We start from the raw sequence: 23,439 nt of genomic DNA on the forward strand, positions 1-23,439 counted from the left end.
ACCTTTCCTTCATGCCCACCCTGGGCAGGCGCGATCTGCCCTGCGGGTGACGGTCGCTGGGGCGACGGATCTGCGATCCTGATTTTTCATGGTCCCTTGGGGTTCGCGCAAGCGCGATACGCCACTTCGGGACGTCAGGGTGGAGGCGCAGCCTCCCCCCTCGGACAAGATCAATAGACAAGACCGAGTTGTCGGCTGCGCCTCCGGTCCGCACCACTCCTGTCGATTGATCCTGTCTCGCCCCCCTCCGCACTCGCCGTGAGCAGGTTTGCAAGCACAGCCGCGTTTCACGCGGTTGGCTTCAAACCCGCCAATTCGGGGCAACGACCCCAAACCTCACCACAAAGGAATTAGGACATGGCCAAGGAACGTTTCGACATCAAACAGCATGTGACCGACGCGATCATTGCGGAGATCGAGGCGGGGACGCCGCCGTGGCGTAAGCCGTGGACGGGAGAGACGGGCGGGGCCTGTTTTCCACTGCGGCACAATGGGGATGCCTATCGCGGGATCAACATTCTGATTTTGTGGCTCACGTCGATGAACCGAGGCTATACCTCTGCCCGGTGGATGACCTTCAAGCAAGCGCAGGAGCTGGGCGGTTGTGTGCGCAAGGGCGAGAGATCCACGAAATCGGTCTACTACGGCACCTATGAAAAGGAGACCGAGGGCGAGACTGGCGAGACCGAAACCCGCACCGGCCGGTTCGCCAAGTCGTTCAGTGTCTTCAATGCGGATCAGATCGAGGGGTTGCCCGACGACTATTACATCCGGCCCGCGCCGCCGCGTGATCTGGGCACCGAGGCAGATCCGGGGCTTGATGCCTTCTTTGCGGCAACGGGGGCTAAGATTATGACCACGGACGATCCTCGCGCGTATTACTCGCCACAGGATGATCATGTTCACATGCCGCCGATTGCGACGTTTCACGACGCGGCAGGGTACTATGGGTGCCTAAGCCATGAGGTTGGTCACTACTACCTCGCTGACCACCGGATTGGAACGCAGAAGAAATTCACCACCAAGGCCGAGTACGCCATGGGCGAGTTGGAGGCCGAGATTTTCAGTGCCTTTTTGGCGGTACATCTCGGCTTTGAGCCACACTTTGATCAAACCGCGGCCTATGTCGAAAGCTGGTTGAAGGCGCTCAAAGAAGATCGGAACGCGATTTTTTCAGCTGCTGCGCCGGCGCAAAAGGCGTTCGATCATGTGGTGGGTCTTGCCGCAGATAGTGGGGCAGACGCAGAAGCCGCTTAGCAATGTTGGGGCCGTCTGCAGCTGCATCGCCTGAAAGGCGGTGCAGCTGTTTGAGCGTGTTGCGTTCAATCGACTTCAGATCTCGCTGCCTCTCGCCTTTGGCTCGAACGCGAAATCTGAAACGCGTCAGACCTGTGCAAACCCAACACGCTCTGATCGGCGCTCGCGCCGATGTGCCCTGCATGCGTTATCCAGTCGTAGGCATTTCGACTTCAGGAGAAATGGCATCGACCGGAGCAGGTCGTAAGCGGAGACACCATACATCGGAGCGTCGGCCTGTGGATAACGGATGCAGGGCGCCACCTTTCTGAGTTGGGTTTGCCGCTTGCAAATGCGCGCAGGATCAGCCCGATCATCACGGCGACCACGTGGCCTTGTAGCATGATGTCCGTGACTGGCGCGTATGTCGCTTGCGGGACGTAGAGTAGACCACCGCCGCAGACGACGAGGGTCAGGCCGCCGAAGATCCACGAGGCGCGGCCCAGGGCCACGCTCGTGAACCATGCCGCAAAGATGCATGCAATGGGCATAATGCCCGATGCGGTTTCACTGACCAAAACCGGGTAAGCGTCGAAGATGATCGCGGCTGCTGTAAACAAAGCGGAGAAGATGAGAGGCCGAAGACCAGTGAGGGCGCCGCGCGCCGAAAGGCGAGGACGCGGGCGCCGCACGGGATGCGACGGTTGCGGGTCCAACCCGCCGTCTACAACACGAAGCTTTGCCATGGCCCCTCCTTGTCTATCAACTGGCCCGTTTTGCGAACCGGTTGGCGCCGAGCTTTTCAACCATCTCAGGACGCCGGAAATAGACCGCGCGCCCGCAGCGCAGCGGGCGGCGGCCCTGGACAAAGACGAGCTGTTCGTCAGAACGCATCTCCTGCAGGATCTCATGCGCCAGGATCAAACGTCGTTTTTGGTCCGAGTAGTTGCGGGTGTTGGTGGCGCGTTTGCTGAACATGCTGGACTTGGTTCGGGTCACGGCTTCAACAGTATACTCGCCGCACATGGCCGAGAGCTCTTCCGCCGTTTTGGGATCAGCGATAGCCGCGAAAATCCGGAAGGATGTGGACTCGAACCACGCGGGTTTGGCCTGTGGTCCCCATGTGTCGACCAGCTGCCCAATGCTTTGATAGATCATCAGCAAAGTGATCCCGTACTTCCGACCGGCATCCCGTGCGGTCTGCAAGATACCCATGCGCCCGATCAGAAACGCCTCGTCGAGCAAGAATAGGGTGCGGTCTTTGACTTCGCCGTCCGCTTCATAGAGCGAGTTCAGCAGCGCGCCGACGATGACGCGGCCAAAGCCGGGGTGCGTTTGCAGTGTCTTCAAATCGAGATTGATGAAGACATCGGTCTTGCCCTCGCGCAGCGAGGCCGATGTGAAATGGTTCCCGCTGACGAGCTGGCCGAAGCGCTCAAAGGACAGCCACTGGGTTTCCTTGGCCGCGTTTGCGTAAACGCCAGAGAAGGTCGTATCGGTCATGCGGATGAAGGGAGCGACCGTCTCCCGCACGAAGCTGTTGCGGCTTTCCTGATAGATGCCTTCAAGCCGTTTCTTCAAATCGGGCTCAGGCGATGCGATGATCTTTCGAAGGTATCGCAGGTTTTGCTTTGACGGGTCCGTGTTGCCGGAGAGCATGATATCTCCCAGAATACCAGTGATCAGTTGCAAGGCCGAGTTGCGGAAAAAGTCGTCCGACCCGCTTGAGACGGATGGCTTTTCCGTCATGAGCCAGCTTGCAGTTGCTGCCACGCTTTCCTCTGGATTGCCCGAGTTGGCAATCCAATCGAGCACGTTAAAGCCGAGTTCAGGCCGATCCGGATCAAGGGTATGTATGATCCGATCCTGCGCATCACGCGCATCAGCCACCATGGGTGCGACTTCTTTGGATGGGTCCAGCACGACGAGAGAGCCCGACCAGTTTAGGGCGGTTGGCACGACAACCGCGGTTGTCTTGAAGCCACCCGATCCGGCAAAGACCAATCCATGCGTCGGGCCGAACTGTCCGTTGAAGCACAGTTTGTCGTGGCGTCCCCCCTGCCCCCACGTGGACTTGTCGGACGGAACGAAAGTCGGACCGGCGCTGTAGTCTTCATCTGGGCGATAGTTTTCGCCGATGACAATGCCCGGGCCGTCCGGGAAAAGCTCCGCAGCTTCGCTCTCGGTCATCCAGTCCGCATCGCCGTAGGTGGCGTTGCGCGACCGCTTGGCGCGCGTCTTGCCAGATCGCGTCTGCGTTGGTGGCCCCGTGCCCATGCGCATGAACCAGATGGCGAAGGGCAGTGCTACGATGGCAGCGGTGAGCGCATACGCGTCCACATGTGGCATCAGGTCTGCCCAGCTGTAGCCGCGCGCGGTGAATGGGGCGAGGCGCTGGTACTCTGCGATAGCTGCCCAGCCAATGACGACGAGGACACCGAGAGCGCTACCGACTGCCACGTCCCGGAAGCCAGTCTCATTCATGAGCGCGCGCAAGAAGAGCATGAGCGCAAGCATCGGGAAGAGGATGACAAGCGGAGGGCCGAGGCGCAGCAGTTCTGCATCGACCGCTCCTGCGAAGCTGTCAAAGAAGAAGCTGACCACGAATACCATCGCAACAGCGGCAGCAGCCGGTCCCGTGAGATAGAGCGCTCGGATCATGAGAAGAAGGTCCTTCTCCCTCGCCGCTCGAGGCGGTGACGCTCTTCTGACTGTTCAAGTCGTTCGGCCAGGTCGACCAACCCGCCATAGAGGATGAGCTTGTCCACCTCCCCCATACCGGCTTTGACAATGAGGCCACCGAGTTCGATCTTGTGACGTGTGTCTTTCTTGCGGTCTGCGAGAGCGGCGCGCGCGCGGTCTGCCTCCACCTTACGCAGCCTGGCCCGAAGTGTGCCCAACGGGCCCTTCTTGCGCTTTGTTACTGGCCCGCTTCTGAAATCGCCCGGCAAACTCCTTGAAGAGGGTCTTCCACTCGGCGTCTGAAATGCTGAGATCAAGCAGGCCTTCGGCTGCGGCCAGCTTTCCAATCTTGATGGCGGCGCGTTCTTCTGCTTCCGAGATCTGCGCTTCGAGGGCTGCCATTTCTGCCTTGAGTGTTGCGATTGATTTACGTGCCACGGTGCTGCTCCTGTTTCTCGTATTACGAGAATCTTGGCTTAGAGCAGAACGGCCGTAAAGCGGCCTCTTCGCCGTAGGCGGTCACTTGCCTTCAAGTGCGCACTTACGAGTTGCATTTGCAACTCAGAGTGAAATCGCCAAGATTCATCGCGTGGATTCAATCGATTGAAAGGCGGGCGCCCTGGCGATCTACCATCTCAGCATGAAGCCGATCTCGCGGTCACAAGGGCGCAGTGCCGTGGCTGCAGCGGCCTATCGCGCCGGGGTAAGTCTCACCAATGCGCGCGATGATCTGACCCACGACTTCACAAACAAGCGTGGCGTCCTTCACGCAGAGATCGTGTTGCCAGAGGGCGTCGAGGCGGCATGGGCACAAGACCGGTCCGATCTCTGGAACGGTGCCGAAGAGGCCGAGAAGCGGAAAGATGCGCGCGTTGCGCGGGAGTTCGAGGTGGCGCTTCCGCATGAGCTTACTGCCGAGCAGCGGCTTCAGGTCACACGGTACATCTCAAAGGTGCTTGCAGATCGATACGGGGCGGCGGTCGATTTTGCCATTCATGCACCGCACGAAGAAGCGGATGTCCGCAATCATCACGCGCATATCCTGATGACGACACGGCAGGTCACAGCTGAGGGGTTTGGAGAGAAGACTCACATCGAGCGCGAAAACAAGTGGCTGCTCGCGAACAGTCTGGCAACGACAGACATGCAGTTGCGGGAGCTGCGGCAGGCCTGGGAGATGATCGTCAACGAGCGGTTGGCGTTGGCCGGGTTCGATGTGCGGATTGATCACAGGTCTCATATGGCGCGCGGTTTGGAAATTATCCCGACCGAACATATGGGTGTGCAGGCGACGCAGTTGGAGCGCCTTGGGCTCACGCCATCGCGGGTGCGGTTGGGTCTGGAGGCCGCCAAGCACAACGCCGATCTGATCCGAGACAAGCCCGAGCAGGTGCTGGACATCATCACGGCAGAGAAGAGCGTTTTTGATCGTCGCGATGTGGCGCGCACGCTGCATCGGTACATCAACGACGACGCGACGGAGTTCCAGACCCTCTTTGCAAAGGTGATGGCCTCCCCTGCCCTGGTCGAGCTTCAAGCGGAGTATGAGGCCACGGAGCCGGGCGAAAGCGGGCTGGCGCTCTACTCCACGCGCGAGATGGTCGACGTCGAGACTGGTATGTTGGAAGCCGCGGTGCGGTTGCATGCGACAGAGGATCATGTCGTTGATCCAACGCAGGTGGCGCGGGCCACTGCGACGCAGGATGCCGCGATCCAAAAGAGTTCGGGTGATCCGAACGCGGGTCTTTCTGAGGAACAGAAGAGTGCGATCAGTCACATCACGGGCGCAGAGCGTGTCTCCGCTGTCGTTGGGTTCGCAGGCGCGGGTAAGAGTACGATGCTGGCCGCGGCCCGGGAGGCCTGGGAGGCGCAGGGTTACCGGGTGCGGGGGGCTGCACTGTCAGGTAAAGCGGCAGAGGGGCTGGAGGAGTCGTCGGGTATATCCAGCCGCACCTTGGCGTCCTGGACGCGCAGTTGGGACCACGACCGCAACCGGATCGCCAACGGCGATGTGTTTGTCATTGACGAAGCCGGGATGGTGGGCAGCCGTCAGTTGGCCGGGTTCGTGGCTGAGGTCGAGGTGCGTGGTGCCAAGATCGTGCTGGTGGGGGACCATGAACAGCTGCAAGCCATTGGCGCTGGTGCGCCCTTCCGCGCAATCACCGAGTACATTGGACGGGCCGAGCTGTCGGAGATCCGACGCCAGCGTGTCGGCTGGCAACGGGAGGCCTCCGTGGGTTTTGCAACGCATCGGACGGCAGAGGCGCTGGCGGCGTACCGAGATCAGGGCGCGATTGAGTTGCGCAAGACAGGAGAGGACGCGATCCGGGCGATTGCGCATGACTACCTTGCCGATCACGATGTTGGCGTCGACGATACACGCGTGGCGATGGCGCATCGCCGGGCTGATGTGCGTGCGATCAATGATGCGATCCGTGAAGAGTTGCAAGCGCGGGGTGCGTTGGCGCGTGTCGAGGACTCGGAGGCGCCCCGGCCGATACGCGATGACGGACCCCGCGCGCTGCGCTTCCAGACGAATGATGGCGCGCGCGACTTCGCAGTCGGCGACCGCATTGTCTTCCTGGAGAACAATCGTGATCTCGGCGTGAAGAACGGGATGCTGGGCACGGTGGCTTCTCTTGTCGATGGGCGCATGAATGTGGTGGTGGACGGTCGAGGTGGCGCGCAGGTCAGCGTGTCCGCTGAGGACTACAAAGCCATCGACCACGGCTATGCGACGACCATCCACAAGACCCAAGGCGCGACCGTGGATCGTGCCTTTGTCCTCGCGTCGCGCACCATGGACCGGCAGCTCGCTTACGTGGCGATGACGCGGCATCGGACGGATGTGAAGCTCTATGCCGCGATGGATGAGTTTGCAGACAAACGGGCGGGCCGGTTGGTGGCGCACGGCGCAGCACCGTTTGAGCACGATCCCGGCAAGAGCGAGAGCTACTTCGTCACCCTGGAAAGTGCCAACGGCAAGCAGCATACGCTTTGGAGCAAAGACCTTGGGCGCGTCATGACGGAAGAGGCGCCACAGATTGGTGACGAGATCGCGCTTCAGCATTTGGGCTCTACCCCTGTCACCCTGCCCGATGGCACGCAGACCCATCGCAATACGTGGAAGCTACAGACCGTCGACGAACTGGTGCATGCGCAGCTGGAAAACCGGCTGTCTCGCTCCGGCCTGAAATCCAGCACGCTCGACTATGTGAACGGCGTCGACATCAAGAGCGCCATCGAATTTGGCGAGCGGCGTGGCCTCGCATCCAGACCGTCGGTGCTGCGCAGTGTGCGCAACACTATCGCGCGCCAGGCCAAGCGCCTCGCGGGCCTCGTGACCCGGCTGAGGGATGTTGCTCCGGAGGTGTCGAGAGCGAGCGAGTGGCTAATCGCGCCGATGGTTGAAGCGGACCGCGACGCAGGCAAGCTCGCGCGTGATCGTGCCTTGGTCTCGCCAAAAGTGGCGGAGGCCGAGCGCGATTTGCAGGCTGCCGCAGCCAAGGTATTCCGCAATCCTGATGCGGCGATGGCGATGTTCCGTCAGCTGCTCAACGAGCCAGCCGATGCGGCGGACCGGATGGCCAGCCAAGTGCTCAACGACCCCGAAAGCGTTGCCGCACTGCGCGGGGGTACGGGTCTGATGGCGGGGCGTGCGGCCCGAGAGGAACGCGCGGCTGCAATTGCCGCAGTCCCGCTGCTGCGGCGGTGCATCCGCGACTACCGCGGAATGTTTGGAGCGATGGAAGCCCAGGAACGCGGTATTGAGAGCGAACGCCGTGAGCGGCTTGGCGTTGGCATCCCAGCCCTTACGCAAGAGGCATCGTCCCTGCTCCAGCGGCTCGATGGCGCCGCGCGAGAGGGTAACACCGCATTTGCGGCGGCGCTTGAACAGGCCCGTAGAGATGCACCGGAGGTCATGACGCGGCTTGAAGGCTTCCAGGCGGCGCTCAGCAAGCGCCTAGGCCCGCTTGAGCGCTTCTTGGCAGGTCATGATGACGATGCGCCAGGAGAGGTCGCAAAGACCGATCGAAAGCGGCTCATGGCCCAAATCCCCAAGCTGCGACAGCTGCAGCGCGTGAAGCAAAGCATCGAGGAGCAACAAAGGTTGGAACAGTCGCGTGATCAAAGTCTTCGGCCTTAGTGGCTTAAGGTCTTTAGCACAGGAGCAAAGACCGCCCACCAGTCGGCAAACGCTGGCCATAGGCATCATGGTTGGACGCCTCTTTGTCCGCCAAGCCCCCTGCCCTCTCCCAAACCATTTTGGGACGTCTTGGTTTCTCAGAGGTTCTTCGCGCCGAGCTGGCGGACCCACCCGTCTTGCTATTGCGGTCATTCATCCTCAGCGCGGCGGAGGGCAGCAGTGAGCCCATTTCGACCGATGCTGCGCTCTGCACCAATGTTGGCTCTGAGGCTGCCGCATAGCCGGAATTACGGAATAAAGAATTCATTGAACTCGTCAAACCTGCCTATTCGTTGCTGGCAAAGACAGTAGAAGCCCACCAAAAATCAACGCTGAACCAGTGAGTTGTAAAACAGAGAACTCCTCGTCAAGTAACCATGCCGATAGCCCCAGTCCGAACATCGGGACCAAGAGAAAGAAGGGCGCAACCTGCGATATGGAGTAGCTGACCAACAATCTGCCCCAGATCGCGTAGACCACCACCGTCGCGAGAACAGCTGAATACGCAACAGCAGCCACAGTTTTCCATAACACTGTGCGAAAGAGGTCTGCGACAGAGTGATCGGCTTCCAGATAGTAACTAAGGATTGCAAGCGGCAAGAGGGGTACAAGGCTCATCCAAACCGCCACGCTGATCATATCCACAATTCCGACGGACTTGAGAACCACATTGCCTGACGCGCCGCAAAGAGCGGCAAGGATCATCAGAACAAAGCCGATCACCGCGCCACCCTGGGCGCGGTCCAGCATCAGACAAGCGAGTCCTGTCGCCGCTAGGGCAATGGTGAGATACGTGCGCACCGTTGGTCGCTCATTCAGAAACATCACCGCAATCAGGACCGTGAAGATGGCCTGTGTGTGCACAAGAACCGCAGCCACCCCGGCGGGCATACCTTGCGCCATGGCTACGAACATGAAGCCGTATTGCCCTGCGCCGAGGAACAGACCTAGCATCGTGAGTTTCTTCCATCCGATCTTTGGACGTGGGACCAAGATGACGAATGACGCGGCCAACAAGAACCTCAGAAAGGTGAAAAAGACCGGCGGCGTATCTTCCAGCGCAATGGCCGAGACAGGGAATGTCGCGCCCCAGATGAAGGCGGCGAGAACGGCCAAAACTGTATCTCTTGTGGTCAAGTTCATGGCTCTTAGTAACAGAAACGGTTATGATCATCCGCAATGAAACGAAGGGCTCAAAGCCGAAGGGCGGCGTCATGAAGATCACTTTTGCTGGGTGCGGCGATGCGTTTGGGAGCGGTGGCCGCTTCAACACCTGCTTTCATGTCAGATGCCAATCATCGTGCTTTCTGATCGACTGCGGCGCATCGTCGATGATCGCGCTCAAGGCGCAGCAATTGGATCCGAATGAGATTGAAACCATCCTGATCACTCATTTTCATGGCGATCACTTTGGAGGCCTTCCCTACTTCATGCTCGACGCACAGTTCTTCTCGAAGCGGCGCGCACCTCTCCAAGTTCTCGGCCCTCCGGGTTTGAAAGAGCGCTTTGCGGACGTGATGGAGACAGCATTTCCAGGCTCTTCCAAGACAGCGCCCAAGTTCGAGTTGACGTTCGAGGAGCTTGTACCCGGAACATCTCGCGTTGTGGGAGACAAGGAAATCACGACTGCGCAAGTACGACACGGGCCGCCCGAAGGCCCATTTCATGCTTATCGCATTGGGGTAGATGACAAGGTTCTGGCCTATACCGGTGACACGGAGTGGGTCGATGAATTGATCGAGATCGGCCACAATGCCGACTTGTTGATCGCTGAAGCCTATTTCTACGACAAAAAGGTGCCATTACATCTCGACCTCCAGACGCTGGAAGGCAAGCTGCATCTAATCCACCCGAAGAGGCTCATCCTCACACATATGAACGACGACATGCTATCCCGTTTGACTGAACTGTCTCATGAATGTGCCTATGATGGTTTGCAGGTGTTGATATGATCCGAAATTTGAATTCGGCTGATGTGCCTGAGATCTCCTATATGCTCAAAACTACGCAAGACAATCACGTCGAGCACGAGCCGCAAATTTAACGGCGCATTGATCAGCGTGCTGAACTGACCGCGATACTGAACGACCAACTGGCAACCATAGATTCAATCGCGCTTTGCTATGAGGATGGCAACACGATCGCGGGTTACGTGATCGCCGTTGTTTTCGATGTTGCCCCTGGCGGAATATCTGCACCTCGACGCATCGCGATGTTGAATGAGATAGCTGTTCGTGAGGAATTCAGGGGGCAGGGCATAGCGGATCGCTTGCTGACTGAGCTGGTGAAGCTTGCGAAGTCTGAAGGGGCCACCGCTTTATAAGCGGCACATGGCGCATTTAACGAACATTCAGCACGATTGCTGGATCGGCACGGATTGAGGGTAATTTCAATAACGCGCGAGCGGTGTCTTTAGATGCTTTTGCGGACATTGATCCGTGCGCAAGGAAGGCTCGCTTTGTCCCGCCCTGCCGCCATCCAAACGCCATGCAGCTAAGGTCCGAGGTGAGCCCATTTTGAAAGATGCTGCGTCGTGCGTGAATGGCGGCTTTTTGAGGAAAGACCTTGCCAAGAAAAAGGTGCTCAGCGACGATGCTGAAAGATAAAAAAATGGAGGGGCGAAAATGTTATCAATTTATGCGCTTACATGGCTTGGTGTCTTAGCAGCACAGATGTCGCCTGGGCCAAACCTTGCAGCAGTCGCATCGGTCGGATTGGCACAGGGACGCAAACCCGCGCTCTGCGTCGTGGCTGGAATTTCTTCGGGGATGCTAGTTTGGTCAGCAGCGACGGCTTTAGGACTTGGCGCTTTGATAGAGGCGTTTCCGCTGTCACTTCTTTTCCTAAAGTTCTTGGGTGGTGGATACTTACTCTTTCTCGGAATCAAGGCAGCCCGCGCAACACTCAAGGGCGGTGGTAGCGCAACATTTGCACCTGATACGCGCCCACTCACCAATGCACTTGCGTGGCGTCGAGGCGTTTTGGTTCTGCTCACCAATCCCAAGGCTGCTCTGATGTGGGCAGCGGTCGCGTCCTTCCTGTTTGGGCAGGGACTGAGCGCGTGGCATGTGCTCGCATTCGGACCAATGGGCGCATTGTCGGGCTTGGTCATCTACGGGACCTATGCGTTGCTCTTTTCGACCGGCGTCGCCATGCGCGGTTATTCTCGTTTCTCAAGGTGGTTCGAGGGTGTTTTCGCCGCTGCCTTCGGAGCAATGGGAGCAAGCTTGATTTGGGCCGGAGTCCGCGAAGCGAAAGACTAAGCCGACATTGGCACAGCCGCAGCGAAAGCCAGCAAAGTCTAAGATTTTTTGATGCGGGCCAAGGCGTTAGGTTTGGTCTTGGCGGGATGGCCCGCGTTAACAAATCTGACAAGGTGGAAGCCGCGGGATACGTGCGCCTTCCTATGGGGAAAGCGCTGGCGTATGTTCCCGATGTCGGTTTGAGTTTGGGCAGGTCGTCGAGTTTTGAAGGGTCGGTTGCGCGGTCTTTTGGGTACAATCGGGCGTCTTTGTAAGTCTTTTGGCTTTGGTAAGGCTCGCGTTGCGGCGCATGGATGGGATTGAAGCAATACCTCCCTTTGACCGGCGCGTTGAGCGTCGGACCGGTGAACGAGTATGAGACGGGCTGTTCATCATGCGGCCTGCTGTCTGGGTGGCGCTCGGGTTCGGGGTGTCTGTCCGCGCCGGAAGGTCTCAACGATGCGCATCAGGCCACCACAGCAGGGGCATGGCTCGCGCAATGTGAGCGGTGGTGCTGCTTCAGCCGGTGGTTGGTCTCGTTCCGCCGATTTGATGTCTCCGAGCAGCGCGCGGATTTGTGCGACTTTCTCTTTTGCGACCGGCACCCGCCAGGAACCCGTAATGGCGGATGCGATGGAAGCGGTCTGGTAGCACGTGCATCATGAAGCGGCGGATGAACTCATGTGTATTGAGCCGCATGACCCTCATGCGGTCCCCGCGCTTGACGCGGTAATCCTTCCATTTGAACGCCACGGTGCCCGCATCGGCATTGACCAGACGGTGGTTTGAGATGGCGACACGGTGGGTGTAGCGGGACAGGTAAGCCAGCACTGCCTCTGGCCCGCCAAATGGTGGCTTTGCGTACACGACCCAGTCGATCTTGCGCAGCCGAGCCAACCATTCGGCGAAGGCATCGGCATCTGCCAACGCGGTGAGCTCGCCAAAGAACCTCAGCTGTCCTGCACGATGTAGAGCGGCCAACCCTTCCAAGAACAAACGCCGGAACAATCGCGACAACACCCGTACGTGCAGAAAGAACCCGGGCTTGCATGCGACCCATCGGGTGCCATCCATGGATAGCCCGCCGCCCGGGACAATCATGTGGATATGCGGGTGATGGGTGAGCGCTGATCCCCAAGTGTGCAAGACGCTGGTCATACCGACGCGGGCCCCAAGGCGTTTGGGATCGGCGGCAATGGTCGCCACCGTTTGGGCTGATGCTTTGAACAGAAGGCCGTAGATGGAACGCTTGTTCCGGAGGGCTATCCGCGCGATCTCCGCTGGCAGCGTGAAGACCACGTGGAAATACTCGACCGGCAGCAGGTCCTCTGCGCGGGCCGCCATCCAGTCCCGCGCAGCCGGTGCCTGGCACTTCGGGCAATGGCGGTTTTTGCAGCTGTTATATGCGCTCTTTGCCTGCGGACTGATAGGCATCGTGATGTATGGGCTTATCGGCTATTTCGGCGCGGCCTTCATCGGGCGGTTTATCACGCGCATCCCGACACGTGTCTTGTATCCGATCATCTTCCTCACCTCGTTCGTCGCCGCATATACCTCACGCGGAAACCTCTTCGACGTCTATGTTATGGTCGCCGCTGGCTTTGCCGGTTGGGCCATGCGCAAGCTTGATTTCAACCCGGGCGCATTCGTGATTTCCTTCGTCCTCGCGGGTGGCGCGGAAGAGACGTTCCGCCAAGCCCTTCTGCTTAGCGACAACGGTTTGATGATCTTCGTCACCCGGCCCGTTGCGCTGCTGTTCCTCCTGATCGGCATTGCGGCGCTCTTCTTCCGGGTACGGAGCCTCGGCAAACAGGCGCGTGCTCACGCGTTGGGGGACGCATGATGGTCGCGCCCCTAGACGGCATCCGAGTGATCGACTGGTCCCATGTCTTGGCCGGTCCCGCCTGTTCCTATTACCTCGGCCTTCTTGGTGCCGAGGTCATCAAGGTCGAGCGCCCTGGCCGCGGTGACGCCATGCGCCATCGCGGTGGCACGGACAAGGCGCGGGCGGCCGGCGGCATGAGCACCGCCTACCTGACCCAAAGTGCGGGGAAGCAATCGCTTGCGCTCGATCTGGAGCGCGAGGCGGGACGCGCCGTCTTCGAGCGACTCCTCAAATCGGCCGATGTGCTGGTTGAGAACCACCGTCCTGACACCCTCACACACCTCGGCCTGGAAGAAGAAGCGACACGCGCAATAAATCCACGCCTGATCCACTGTGCGATGACAGGATACGGGCGCGGGAATGCCATGGCTGACGCACCGGCCTATGATGTGAACATCCAAGCGATCAGCGGATTGATGGCCCTGACGGGCACGACTGAGACCGGTCCGCTCAGAACCGGCGCGCCGATCATCGACTACGCCACGGGAATGGCCGCCGCAATGGCGGTGATGGCCGCGTTGATCCAGCGCGAAAAGACAGGGCAGGGCGCGTTTGCGGATGTGTCGATGCTTGATACGGCCTTCGCGCTGATGAGTTCGACGATCACCGACTATGCCCTCACCGGCACAGAGCCGAAAGCGCGCGGGAACGCCGCGAACAGCCGGTCGCCTTCATCGGGCGTCTTCGCCTGCGCCGAAGGTCGTATTAGCCTCGGTGTGAACGAAGAGGCGCAGTTCCGCGCGTTGGCGCAAGCCTTGGGCAGGTCCGAATGGCTGAGCGATCCGCGGTTCGCGGATCCAGTCGAACGGAACCGCAACGGTGCCGAACTCGGACATGCCATTGCCGTGGCGCTTGCCGGGCGGTCTGCGAACGACTGGGAAGAGGAGTTGATGGCCGCTGGTGTTCCTTGTGCCAAACTGCGGACGCTCGCCGAAGCCCTTGCCCTGCCACCCGCCGAGCAGCGTGGTTTTGCCCGGCGAGGCGCTGCCGGATATTGCGGGCTGCCGTTTCAGATACAGCACGCGTCTCAGCCAAATGGTGCAATACCACCGCAAGCGCTTGGAACTGGAACGCAGGCGATTCTTCGAGACTTGGGTTACTCGGAAACAGAGATCCAAAGGTTGGCGGACCAAGGCGCTGTGACTTGCTCTAGTCAGTGAAGTGGTACCGCGGAGAAATGCGCCATGATAGAATTCACCTGGCTTGGTTTCTTCGACTAGGAACGATGGTTCTCGGGACTATACGGACCTAGACGTTAGCGTCATTTCGATGCTCCACCAACGTCCGCTATCCGGGCTGCACATGCAGCATTCGTCACCTGTGTTGGAGGTCGGCTCTGGGCCGTCAGTATCAGTGCCATCTCGTTTTAGACGCCAAGATGCTGCGAATTGGAGAATGACCGCAACGAGCCCAAATTGACCGTTTTCTGCATTGCGACGAATGACTGCTATGGTCGGCGGCTCAACGCTTCCATATGTTTGTGATGAGAAAGTTTGAAGGTTCGCTGCATGGAAAAGAAACAGATTGAGTCATTGAAACCAAACGACAAAGGCCATCAGTTTGTATTCTACGGGGACAGTTGCTCCGGCGTGCCCGAAGCATTGCACGAAGAGAAGCTGGCAAAGGTTAATGACGTAGTACAGCGACTGACGCCTGCGCCAGAATTCATCATTTTTCCGGGCGATGAGGTTATTGGACTAATCCCTGACGAGACTGAACTACGTGAACAGTGGAAACACTTCTTTGAAGTGGAAATGGCGTGGCTGGATCGTGCTAAAACACCGATGTACCACTCAACCGGCAACCACACGACGTATGACAAGATGAGCGAACGTGTGTTTGCAGATGTCATGTCTCATTTGCCGCGGAATGGACCTGAGGATCAACAGGGACTGTCCTACTTCGTCCGCAACGGAGACCTGCTTTTTGTCTTCGTTCACACGCTTTGGTCAGAACTTGGCGGCGAAGGCCACTTGGAGTTGGAATGGCTTTCTAAGACACTAGAGAGCAATGCCGACGCCCGATGGAAGTTCGTTGTTGGCCATCATCCGGCTTTCACGGTGAATGGATTTGCCGGAACCTATCAGCGCAATATCGGCACCGAATATGTTGAAGGCTTCTGGAGTATTCTGACTGAGAATAGCGTCTTTGCTTACCTGTGTAGCCACATTCTCGCCTTCGATGTTCAGTGCCATCGAGGCGTTCTTCAGATCACAAGTGCGGGTGCTGGAACGGCACATCGAATGCCCGAAGGTTTCGAATACCTGCATTGCGCCCAAATGGCCGTGGATCAGGACGGTTTACGGTATCAGGTCTTGGATGAAGACGGCGCGCTACGTGAAAAACTGTCGTGGCCACCAAAAACGCCAGTTGCTGATCATGTATTGCCGCGAGGCCAAAACGTCTGTTCATGGGCCGCGCAAGGAACCCCACCCCTTATCACTTGCCTGAAACTGGAAGGGTCTGTGTCAGGCACAAGCCCTCGTCAGACAATCCTCGCTGCCCTCGATGACAGTGGGACTTGCCCGCTGTGGATCGGTCTTGTCGGGCAAAAAATGCAGCTCACCGTTGTCATGCAACCGCAGAGAGGCAGGAGCCCGCATCAATGGCTTGGTCCGTGTTTCGCTGATGGCGAGGAATTGGACCTGGAGCTTATGCTTCATTCTGGCATGGGGCCTGGCGGCATACTCTGGCGCAAAACCGGGACAGACATTTGGAACGGATTGGTCGGTATGTCGGCCTGGGGAATTGAACGCCTGATTTGGCCCAAGACTCTCAGCGTCGGAGAACATGGAAACAATGACACTGACACCAGATTTGCTGGGAGCTCATTGAGCCTTTCTATTGGAACATCGTTCGGAGATGGTTGAATTTAATACGCAAAGATTTGCTGCGATTTCAGATGTTCATGGCAATATTGATGCTCTGAATGCTATGATGGATGACCTGGAAACACTCGGCATCGAAAGCGTCGTGAACCTCGGGGACCACTTGAGCGGCCCTTTGGCAGCCAGAGAGACTGCCGACTACATCATGTCGTCTTCGATGGTGTGTATTCGAGGGAACCACGACCGTTTGTTGACCGAGCAAACAGCAGAACAAATGGGCCCTTCTGAAACCGTCGCCTACGGTCAACTCGATAGCCAGCATCTGGCGTGGCTTCGTGACCTACCAGCCACCAGATATCTAGGTGATGACATATTTCTGTGCCACGGGACCCCAACAAGCGACACAACATATTGGCTTGAAGCCGTGGCATCGGACGGTCGCGTGTCGCTTCGTCCTAAACAAGAGATTTTATCGGAAGCGAAAGGTGTTCATTCTTCTCTCATGCTATGTGGGCATACCCATACGCCACGCCGGATCGAAATTGACAACCAACGCTGTATCGTCAATCCGGGTAGTGTCGGCGGACCTGGATATGACTACGACAATCCCGTGCAGCATATCATGCAGACAGGCACACCAACTGCATCCTATGCGATCATCGAAAAATCTGCGGCCGGTTGGCTAACGACTTTCCGGAACGTGCCCTATGACCGTTCCCGTATGGTCGAACTCGCCAAGAACGCGAACAGGCCTGAGTGGAAATCAGCGCTAGATACAGGCTGGATCGAGTAGAAAATAGCGCGCGCCAACAAGCCTTTCAGTCTCAACGGGCATTGTTTCCTAATCGCTTTATCTTGACGCAATCACACCAGCCGCTCCACCGAGCGACACCGCACCGACGCGATTAGCAACCCGCATGGCGCGAGGTGTTCGCAGCAGCCGTCTTGCGTGGTGAGCCGCAACGATCCATGCGAGGTCGACAAGGGCCAAACTCGCTACTGTCACCACCGACACAACGGCCCAGAGGGCTACGGTCGCATTCGTCAGGTCGATCAGGTTCGGCAGTAAAGCGAGATAGAAGACCATGATCTTCGGATTGCCTATAGTAAGCGCCATGCCAGCCGCGAACATGGACCAGCCGGATTTGCGCTCCGGGATAGACTCACCTTCCGTTGCGACCGGTTCGGTCCACATCTTCCAAGCCAGCCATATAAGATAGGCCACACCCAGATATTTCAGCACGACAAATGCCAAATGAAACGTCTCGGCCAGAGCGGAAAGACCAGCCATAGCAACGGTGAGCCAAAGGACTTCACCGATCCACATGGCTGCAACAAAGGGTGCAACGTCCCTCCAGCCGCGCGAGATGACGCGGCTAACGAGGGCCGCGATGCTCGGGCCGGGTGTTCCGGCATTGAGGATGAGGGCAGTGGCGAAGAGGGCGAGAGCGACAGGTTCCATGGTGTGTAAACCTATGAGAGACAGAGAATTTTGGAAAGTGAATATCGATTGGAGACTGGTGCATGATCTGCAGATCAACCCTCTTACCACGTGCGCTGTTGGGTCCACAGATCGCAAGGCGATATCGGGTAAGCGGACTTTCATAGAAGAAGAGTAGAGGTCCGCTTTGTCCCGCATTTTACTCGTTCAAGGGGCCAACAGCGAACGTCAGCATTTGCAATTCGGGTTGAGTTTGGTGCGCTACAATGCTCTGCGCCGCTACTGCGTCTCTGGAGGCGGGTCGCGTTTACATTCTGGAAGCGAGGACAAGGCCCCTGCCCCGCCTGATAGAGACAAACTATAGTGACAAGAGCCTCCGTCATACCTTACCGCAGCGAATCCTTGGCAAATCATGAAACCAGATCTTGTTCCCAATTGATCGGGCGATTGGACATTGAAAGCTAGAGAAGCGCCGGTTCAGAGCAGAGGATGTGCCTTGGCGATTCGCTATGAACGACCCGCAATACAAACGAATTCCAGTGCGTTAGAGCCTTGCCGAATTGTGACCTATGTCGATTTGGCAACCGCTTGTTGCTGCCGCAAGGGCTCGCGCAACGGGCGCCTCTTGTTAAGGTGCATCATGCAGGTTAGAGCTGATGGGAGCTTAATTTCCAAATATATCAGTGAGTTATGAGCGCCATTACGATAGATGATTGAACGGCCTACGCCATCTTGTAGGGAAAGTTGGGTGTGCCGCAACATCTTGTTGCCCTTAGAACAAATTGCAGAATCGGAGCCTTTGATCCTATCACTGGACGCATTCTATCGTTTCATGTAACGATCTGACGCAAAAGAACCGTCATGAGGCCGGTTTACCGTCAGAGAGAAGAAATGCCAGTAGATACTCTCAAATCCGTCAGGTCACCTGACGAAGATGCTGCCGAAAAGATTGTGCGGCACGCAAACATGCTTTCGAAGCAGCTACAAGATTTGCGAGAGCGCATGTATCCACCTCAGGCGCAGAAAGAATTGCGCAGGTTTATGACGCCAGAAGTGGCAAAGCTGACTGCTATCTCTGAGTCGTCTCTGAGAACACTTTCTATCGAAGGCAAAGGTCCCTCCCCCGCTAGGCTGGAAAACAATCATCGTGCCTATACATTGGGCCAGATCAACGAACTCCGGAGCTATTTTGCAGAAAGAAATCCGAACGACGCAGTGAGCTACCTGCCGCACCGTGGCGATGGCGAACATCTTCAGATTTTGGCCGTAGCCAACTTCAAAGGGGGCAGTGCCAAAACTACGACGAGCGTTCACCTTGCCCATTTTCTCGCTCTCCGCGGTTACAGGGTCCTAGCGATTGATCTCGATCCACAGGCTTCCATGTCAGCAATGTTCGGTGCACAGCCTGAGTTTGACGTGGACACGAACGAGACAGTTTACGCGACCTTGCGGTATGATGAGCATCGCAAATCGATCAGGGACGTCATCCGGCCTACCTACTTTGCAGGTCTCGACCTAATCCCTGGCAATATTGAAGTTATGGAGTTCGAATACGATACTCCACGTGTCCTTGCGATGAAGGAGGCGAAGTCCGGCTCGGTTTTCTTTGAACGGCTAAACGAGGCAATCCGAGAAGTCGAAGATGAGTACGATGTAGTCATTCTGGATACCCCCCCTTCCCTTGGCTATCTGACCCTCGCGTCTCTCTATGCTGCTACGGGATTGCTGGTGACGGTGCATCCCGCAATGATGGATGTCGCGTCAATGAACCAGTTCCTGTTGATGATGGGCGACCTCGTTGGTGTCATCAAAGATGCTGGCGCGACAATGGACAAAGACTTCATGCGTTACCTTATGACACGGCACGACCCCAATGATCAGGCTCAGGCGCAAATTGTGGGGTTGCTGCGACACCTGTTCATCGATGACGTCCTGCTTCCCACCGCGGTCGAAAGCACGGCGATTGAGGCTGCGGGCCTTGGTAAGCGTACAATCTACGAAGTTGAACCTGGCGAGATTCAACGTAGCACCCTTAAGCGCGCGCGCGAGTCGATGGATGCGGTCAATGAAGCGCTTCTGGGCCTAATTGAAACGTCATGGGGCAGGTCATGAGCAAACGTAAATCCATAGTCTCGTCTTTCGGCGACTTCCGGAGTGACCCAAAAGAAGATGACGCCTTGGAAAATGAGGCGCCGCCGGAAGAACCGCGCAAGGCTAGGAGGGTCGCTGCTGGCATTATCGGGACGACACAGCGCACTCTGACACAGATACGCGAGGAACGTGACGCGCTGCTCGAGCAAGCGACGAACAGCAGTCAGGTTGTCGTACTCGACCCAGAGCTTATCGACCCGTCTCCATTCAGAGATAGGTTGCCTGACGACGAAACATCGGGCTTCGAAGCTTTCAAGACCAGCATCGCAGAAGAAGGCCAAAAGGTACCAGTCACAGTGCGCCGCCACGCGCAGACTCCGGAACGATTTCAGGTTGTCTATGGGCATCGTAGGTTGCGAGCATTGCGAGAGCTTGGCCAGACTGTTCTCGCAATTGTCGCGGACTATTCGGATCGTGATCTAGTAATCGCTCAGGGTATCGAGAACGCAAGCCGGCAGGATTTGTCCTGGATAGAGAAGGCTCTGTTTGCCGATGAGATGCAAACAGCAGGTATCAAGCCAAAAGACATTAAGGCAGCGCTCGGCATTGACGATGCGGAACTCTCTAAATTGCGCTCGGTGCTTAAATCTCTACCGAAGGATATTATTGAAAGCATTGGTCGAGCTCCATCCGTAGGGCGACCTCGTTGGTTGGAGTTGGCCGGAAGCGTACGAAATAAAGCCGAGCTCGACGACCTTAGGGATGCCTTGTCAGATGACAAGGTTCTGCACCGTAGTTCTGACGAGCGGTTTATTGCGGCGTTAGCTAGCCGAGCAAGAGCGGGAGACAAACCGCGGCCCGCTCCTCAACAAACAAGTCTCGAGCTGGGCGAAGTAGGCTCGATGACCATTACCCCGAAGTCCGTAAAGATCAGCCTGGACTCGAAACATGGAGTAGGGTTCTCGAGGTTCCTCGAGACAGAGATGATCTCACTCGTAGAGCGATACAGAAAAAGCCTTCGAGAGTGATCGGCGACCTTGTCAGATGACAAGGTTTTCACTTGGTTCGCGCCGATAAGCTTGGCGAGCCACAATTGGAACGAGCAGAAACGAAGGAAGATACTGGCAAAAGAAAAGCCCCCAAGCAAAGAGCCTGAGAGCTTATCTGAAATAGTTTGGTCGCTATCAGATTAAGTCTCCAGCGAATCATTGTCAACGATGAACGCTTCTGAGCGAATGGACTTCTTTTGCCTTCCATCGAGTACAGGAGGCAAAAACACACCATGACACATTCAGGTTGGCGCAAGCCGACACCGGGTCTCGTGGTTGCTGAGAAGCATGCACAAGCCGGTGAAAACTTATCTATACCCAAATCCCAAGCGATCGTCGCGACTAAGAAGGTGGCGGCTGCGATCGGGCTGAAGTCACAGGACTTGCTGCTTCTCGATACGTTTGGCGCTATCACACAGCCCCAAGACTGGGAGCAGGGTAGGCGGCCCATAGTCTGGGCCTCGAACAACTTTCTGATGGAGCAGACGGGGTTTTCGCTCTCGACGCTGAGACTGCACGTTCGGCGTCTGTGTGAGGCCGGCCTGATCTGGATGAAGGACAGTCCCAACGGCAAGCGTTACGGTGCGCGCGACGCTGACGGATACATCGTTGAGGCCTTTGGCTTCGACCTGGCTCCTCTGGCGGCCCGTGCCGAAGAGTTCGAACAGCTCCACGCGCGCCTCCAAGAGGAACGCCAGTTCTGTAAATCCCTGCGCAACACGATCACTGTGACACGACGTGTCATTCGGGCGAAGATCGAGAAGGCCCTAGAGAGCAGCCTGAGGGGGCCTTGGAGCGAGTTACAGGAGGAGTATGCTCTGATGCTCGAGAAGCTGCCCAAGCGGTCCGCAGGGCCCGATAAGCTCCTCAATATCGTTGATTGGTTCAAAGCCCTTCAGGAGCGCGTTGAGGCTGCTTTCGAGGCTGCGTTTGACTGGCCCGACAAAACCGATGCGGAAACGCCTGTTCAAGAGCCTTCATCGGGGACCAATGTTGTTCAATTGAATACGAATATAGGACCCAGGGGTTCGGAAAATGGCACCCACATACTAACTACAAAACAACCTGATCCTGTAAAAAGTAATTGCTTTGAAAAAAAGCACGCCGCCGACGTCGCGCCCGAAAACCCACCACCGGATGCGGTTGAGAGGCCGGATGAGGTGGATCTGGATATCAGCTGGAGCACCCATAACCGCAAACGGTCTTCAGAGGTGGATATTCCGATGCTGATGGTCACCTGCCCGCATTTTGCAGAGATGGCGCGGTCCCTGTCGGATGGGTATATCCGCAACTGGAACGATCTCCATCGAGCGGCCAGCAAAATACGGGGCCTCGCGGGTATTTCTGAAGACGCCTGGAATGCGTCTCAGAAGGTTCTTGGGCCGCAAATCGCTGCGGCGACCATGGCTTTGGTCTTTGATAAATACTCCACGGGTGAGGTGTCTTCGCCGGGTGGGTACCTGCGGGGGATGGTTCAGAAAGCACAAGCTGGGGAACTGCATTTGGATCGGAGCTTCTATGGCCGCATGAGTGAACGGGCACAGGTCTGATGATGGTCTCTGGATCCGCAGGGCAGGGGGTTGTCTGTTTGGCGTCAGAGCCCCGCAGCTTTGGTGAGATTGACTCGGAACCGATCCCGCCGGCGTTGGTATTTGCGGGTCATTTCGGCGGAGGCGTGACCGAGCTGCTTTTGGACGTAGCGCTCATCGACCTCAGCGCTGGAGGCAAGGCCGGCGCGCAGGGAGTGACCGGAAAACAGGGCGAGGCGGTCTTTTTCCGGCAGCTCGGCACGGATGCCGCTTTTGAGTACGGTTTGCTTGATCAGACGCGCGACGTGCTTGTCGCTCAGCCTCGTGTCGAGTGCGCGTTTGCCATCGCGGGAGGTGCGCACAAACACGGGGCCAAAATCGATCTTGGCAAAATGCAGCCACTGTTCCAGCGCATGGACGGGGCAGGTCGCCTTCGAGGAGCCACAGCCGATCTCAACCTCGCGCCAGCCCGTTTTGGCATTGAGGGTGAGCAGGGCGCCATTCTCCATGATCTCGATCCAACCGCCGCTATCGGGCGTGTCGTCTCTCCCGACGTCAAGGCTCACGATTTCGGAGCGTCGGAGGCCCCCAGCATATCCCAGAAGCAAAATCGCACGGTCGCGGAGGCCGCGGAGATCAAGGGGGAGGGTGGAGACCATGGCGAGGATGTCCTCGGGCAGGATGGCCTCTTTCTGCACAGGCGGGCGCGCATGTTTGCGCTTGATCCCGGCCAGCACGGTGGCGATGTGCCGGTCCTTGCGATCGAGAGAGAAGCCGCGTTGCGCGTAGTTCCAGGCAAGTCCGGACAGGCGACGGTCTATGGTCGAGACGGTGAGGGCAGGGGCGGGGCCTGTCGGGGCAGCCAGATCGGTCAGATAGAGCCCGACCATCGCGGGCGAGGGGGGCAGGGGGGCTGTTCCCTTCATCCTGCACCAGCGTGCGAAGTGCTTCCAATCGGCCGCGTAAGCCTTGTTGGTGTTCTCGGCCGTCGAGGCTGTGGCGTAGTCACGTGCATTCTCAACCAACCGATCAAGGGCGCCGGAGCCGGCAACATGGGAGGGTAGGGCGATCGTATCGCTTTCCTCTTGATCTCTCTCGTCGACCTGAACATCATCAAACGCGTCGGAGGGCGCCGAGGTCGATTTCTCGCTTTCTGAGTCCACCATTTCCCCACAAATTCACCAATTTTGAAATGTCGTTCTTGTTTCACCGCTGGACTTTAAGTTGTTGATTTTATGAGAGTCATGTTCCTGTTTCATTTCTGGATTCT

General features: G+C 57.6%; 18 protein-coding genes and 1 pseudogene. 12 read left to right on the top strand and 7 right to left on the bottom strand.

All coding sequences use genetic code 11. From position 1 onward, the window contains the following. Positions 1 to 357: 357 nt before the first annotated feature. Positions 358 to 1,257 carry an ArdC-like ssDNA-binding domain-containing protein gene (locus Q1A71_RS23050; protein ID WP_299682545.1) on the top strand — a complete coding sequence of 300 codons (900 nt, stop codon included), beginning with the start codon at positions 358 to 360 and terminating at the stop codon, positions 1,255 to 1,257. Positions 1,258 to 1,998: 741 nt separating this feature from the next. Here the strand turns inward: Q1A71_RS23050 and Q1A71_RS23055 are convergent. The 3 genes from Q1A71_RS23055 to Q1A71_RS23065 are packed head-to-tail and all read right to left on the bottom strand — an operon-like array spanning position 1,999 to position 4,356. Further along, positions 1,999 to 3,897, bottom strand: coding sequence for a type IV secretory system conjugative DNA transfer family protein (locus tag Q1A71_RS23055; RefSeq protein WP_299682548.1), 1,899 nt, complete (start codon positions 3,895 to 3,897; stop codon positions 1,999 to 2,001). After that, a complete protein-coding gene (locus Q1A71_RS23060) occupies positions 3,894 to 4,136 on the bottom strand; it encodes a conjugal transfer protein TraD (RefSeq protein WP_299682551.1) in 243 nt (80 codons plus the stop codon). The genes Q1A71_RS23055 and Q1A71_RS23060 overlap by 4 nt, the downstream gene beginning before the upstream one ends. After that, positions 4,108 to 4,356, bottom strand: a complete 249-nt coding sequence (locus Q1A71_RS23065; RefSeq protein ID WP_299682554.1) for a TraC family protein — start codon at positions 4,354 to 4,356, stop codon at positions 4,108 to 4,110. Before Q1A71_RS23065 ends, Q1A71_RS23060 begins: the two co-directional genes overlap by 29 nt. Positions 4,357 to 4,543: 187 nt before the next feature. On the opposite strand from Q1A71_RS23065, the gene traA reads away from it, so the two are divergent. Beyond that, positions 4,544 to 8,065 (top strand): Ti-type conjugative transfer relaxase TraA, encoded by a 3,522-nt coding sequence (gene traA / locus Q1A71_RS23070; protein ID WP_299682597.1) that lies wholly within the window; start codon positions 4,544 to 4,546, stop codon positions 8,063 to 8,065. A 315-nt stretch (positions 8,066 to 8,380) separates the two neighbouring features. Here the strand turns inward: traA and Q1A71_RS23075 are convergent, their stop codons facing one another. After that, positions 8,381 to 9,247: an EamA family transporter gene (locus Q1A71_RS23075; protein ID WP_299682557.1), complete on the bottom strand. Its 867-nt coding sequence runs from the start codon at positions 9,245 to 9,247 to the stop codon at positions 8,381 to 8,383. 23 nt (positions 9,248 to 9,270) lie between these two features. Between Q1A71_RS23075 and Q1A71_RS23080 the strand changes: the two genes are divergently transcribed. The 3 genes from Q1A71_RS23080 to Q1A71_RS23085 all read left to right on the top strand — a co-directional run bounded on the left by Q1A71_RS23080 (position 9,271) and on the right by Q1A71_RS23085 (position 11,367). After that, positions 9,271 to 10,056, top strand: coding sequence for an MBL fold metallo-hydrolase (locus tag Q1A71_RS23080; protein WP_299682559.1), 786 nt, complete (start codon positions 9,271 to 9,273; stop codon positions 10,054 to 10,056). A gap of 158 nt (positions 10,057 to 10,214) precedes the next feature. Then, a complete protein-coding gene (locus tag Q1A71_RS23740; protein ID WP_366140343.1) occupies positions 10,215 to 10,427 on the top strand; it encodes a GNAT family N-acetyltransferase in 213 nt (70 codons plus the stop codon). A 301-nt stretch (positions 10,428 to 10,728) separates the two neighbouring features. Further along, positions 10,729 to 11,367 (top strand): LysE family translocator, encoded by a 639-nt coding sequence (locus tag Q1A71_RS23085; RefSeq protein WP_299682562.1) that lies wholly within the window; start codon positions 10,729 to 10,731, stop codon positions 11,365 to 11,367. Between the two features lie 371 nt (positions 11,368 to 11,738). Here Q1A71_RS23085 and Q1A71_RS23090 read toward each other — a convergent pair. Then, positions 11,739 to 12,759: pseudogene (locus tag Q1A71_RS23090) on the bottom strand (IS91 family transposase); the annotation flags it as partial. 25 nt (positions 12,760 to 12,784) lie between these two features. Between Q1A71_RS23090 and Q1A71_RS23095 the strand changes: the two are divergent. The 4 genes from Q1A71_RS23095 to Q1A71_RS23110 all read left to right on the top strand — a co-directional run bounded on the left by Q1A71_RS23095 (position 12,785) and on the right by Q1A71_RS23110 (position 16,852). Further along, on the top strand, positions 12,785 to 13,189 hold the full coding sequence (locus Q1A71_RS23095) for a tripartite tricarboxylate transporter permease (RefSeq protein ID WP_299682565.1): 405 nt from the start codon (positions 12,785 to 12,787) through the stop codon (positions 13,187 to 13,189). Continuing rightward, the gene (locus Q1A71_RS23100) at positions 13,189 to 14,391 is read left to right on the top strand and encodes a CaiB/BaiF CoA-transferase family protein (protein ID WP_299682568.1); all 1,203 of its coding nucleotides are present in this window, start codon (positions 13,189 to 13,191) and stop codon (positions 14,389 to 14,391) included. Before Q1A71_RS23095 ends, Q1A71_RS23100 begins: the two co-directional genes overlap by 1 nt. Before the next feature lie 348 nt (positions 14,392 to 14,739). Continuing rightward, positions 14,740 to 16,101 (top strand): metallophosphoesterase, encoded by a 1,362-nt coding sequence (locus Q1A71_RS23105; RefSeq protein ID WP_299682571.1) that lies wholly within the window; start codon positions 14,740 to 14,742, stop codon positions 16,099 to 16,101. After that, on the top strand, positions 16,076 to 16,852 hold the full coding sequence (locus Q1A71_RS23110; protein ID WP_299682574.1) for a metallophosphoesterase family protein: 777 nt from the start codon (positions 16,076 to 16,078) through the stop codon (positions 16,850 to 16,852). The genes Q1A71_RS23105 and Q1A71_RS23110 overlap by 26 nt, the downstream gene beginning before the upstream one ends. Before the next feature lie 57 nt (positions 16,853 to 16,909). Here Q1A71_RS23110 and Q1A71_RS23115 read toward each other — a convergent pair whose 3' ends face one another. After that, positions 16,910 to 17,521 carry a LysE family translocator gene (locus tag Q1A71_RS23115; RefSeq protein WP_299682579.1) on the bottom strand — a complete coding sequence of 204 codons (612 nt, stop codon included), beginning with the start codon at positions 17,519 to 17,521 and terminating at the stop codon, positions 16,910 to 16,912. Positions 17,522 to 18,391: 870 nt separating this feature from the next. On the opposite strand from Q1A71_RS23115, the gene repA reads away from it, so the two are divergent. From repA to repC, 3 genes are all read left to right on the top strand, one after another. Further along, complete coding sequence (repA, locus tag Q1A71_RS23120) at positions 18,392 to 19,612, top strand: plasmid partitioning protein RepA (RefSeq protein ID WP_299682582.1); 1,221 nt, start codon at positions 18,392 to 18,394, stop codon at positions 19,610 to 19,612. Continuing rightward, positions 19,609 to 20,619, top strand: a complete 1,011-nt coding sequence (repB, locus tag Q1A71_RS23125; protein WP_299682585.1) for a plasmid partitioning protein RepB — start codon at positions 19,609 to 19,611, stop codon at positions 20,617 to 20,619. Before repA ends, repB begins: the two co-directional genes overlap by 4 nt. A 254-nt stretch (positions 20,620 to 20,873) precedes the next feature. After that, positions 20,874 to 22,190, top strand: coding sequence for a plasmid replication protein RepC (repC, locus tag Q1A71_RS23130; RefSeq protein ID WP_299682587.1), 1,317 nt, complete (start codon positions 20,874 to 20,876; stop codon positions 22,188 to 22,190). A gap of 44 nt (positions 22,191 to 22,234) precedes the next feature. Here the strand turns inward: repC and Q1A71_RS23135 are convergent, their stop codons facing one another. Then, positions 22,235 to 23,335: a tyrosine-type recombinase/integrase gene (locus Q1A71_RS23135; protein WP_299682590.1), complete on the bottom strand. Its 1,101-nt coding sequence runs from the start codon at positions 23,333 to 23,335 to the stop codon at positions 22,235 to 22,237. Positions 23,336 to 23,439 lie beyond the last annotated feature (104 nt).

This window comes from uncultured Roseobacter sp. (assembly GCF_947493125.1).
Taxonomy (GTDB): domain Bacteria; phylum Pseudomonadota; class Alphaproteobacteria; order Rhodobacterales; family Rhodobacteraceae; genus Roseobacter.

What these genes read in the sequence shown, in the direction of transcription:
- repC (WP_299682587.1), top strand. Translation starts at nt 20,874, where the DNA reads ATGACACATTCAGGTTGGCGCAAGCCGACACCGGGTCTCGTGGTTGCT.
- Q1A71_RS23085 (WP_299682562.1), top strand. Translation starts at nt 10,729, where the DNA reads ATGTTATCAATTTATGCGCTTACATGGCTTGGTGTCTTAGCAGCACAG.
- repA (WP_299682582.1), top strand. Translation starts at nt 18,392, where the DNA reads ATGCCAGTAGATACTCTCAAATCCGTCAGGTCACCTGACGAAGATGCT.
- Q1A71_RS23095 (WP_299682565.1), top strand. Translation starts at nt 12,785, where the DNA reads ATGTATGGGCTTATCGGCTATTTCGGCGCGGCCTTCATCGGGCGGTTT.
- Q1A71_RS23050 (WP_299682545.1), top strand. Translation starts at nt 358, where the DNA reads ATGGCCAAGGAACGTTTCGACATCAAACAGCATGTGACCGACGCGATC.
- Q1A71_RS23100 (WP_299682568.1), top strand. Translation starts at nt 13,189, where the DNA reads ATGGTCGCGCCCCTAGACGGCATCCGAGTGATCGACTGGTCCCATGTC.
- Q1A71_RS23135 (WP_299682590.1), bottom strand. Translation starts at nt 23,335, where the DNA reads ATGGTGGACTCAGAAAGCGAGAAATCGACCTCGGCGCCCTCCGACGCG.
- Q1A71_RS23055 (WP_299682548.1), bottom strand. Translation starts at nt 3,897, where the DNA reads ATGATCCGAGCGCTCTATCTCACGGGACCGGCTGCTGCCGCTGTTGCG.
- Q1A71_RS23075 (WP_299682557.1), bottom strand. Translation starts at nt 9,247, where the DNA reads ATGAACTTGACCACAAGAGATACAGTTTTGGCCGTTCTCGCCGCCTTC.
- Q1A71_RS23080 (WP_299682559.1), top strand. Translation starts at nt 9,271, where the DNA reads ATGATCATCCGCAATGAAACGAAGGGCTCAAAGCCGAAGGGCGGCGTC.
- repB (WP_299682585.1), top strand. Translation starts at nt 19,609, where the DNA reads ATGAGCAAACGTAAATCCATAGTCTCGTCTTTCGGCGACTTCCGGAGT.
- Q1A71_RS23105 (WP_299682571.1), top strand. Translation starts at nt 14,740, where the DNA reads ATGGAAAAGAAACAGATTGAGTCATTGAAACCAAACGACAAAGGCCAT.
- Q1A71_RS23115 (WP_299682579.1), bottom strand. Translation starts at nt 17,521, where the DNA reads ATGGAACCTGTCGCTCTCGCCCTCTTCGCCACTGCCCTCATCCTCAAT.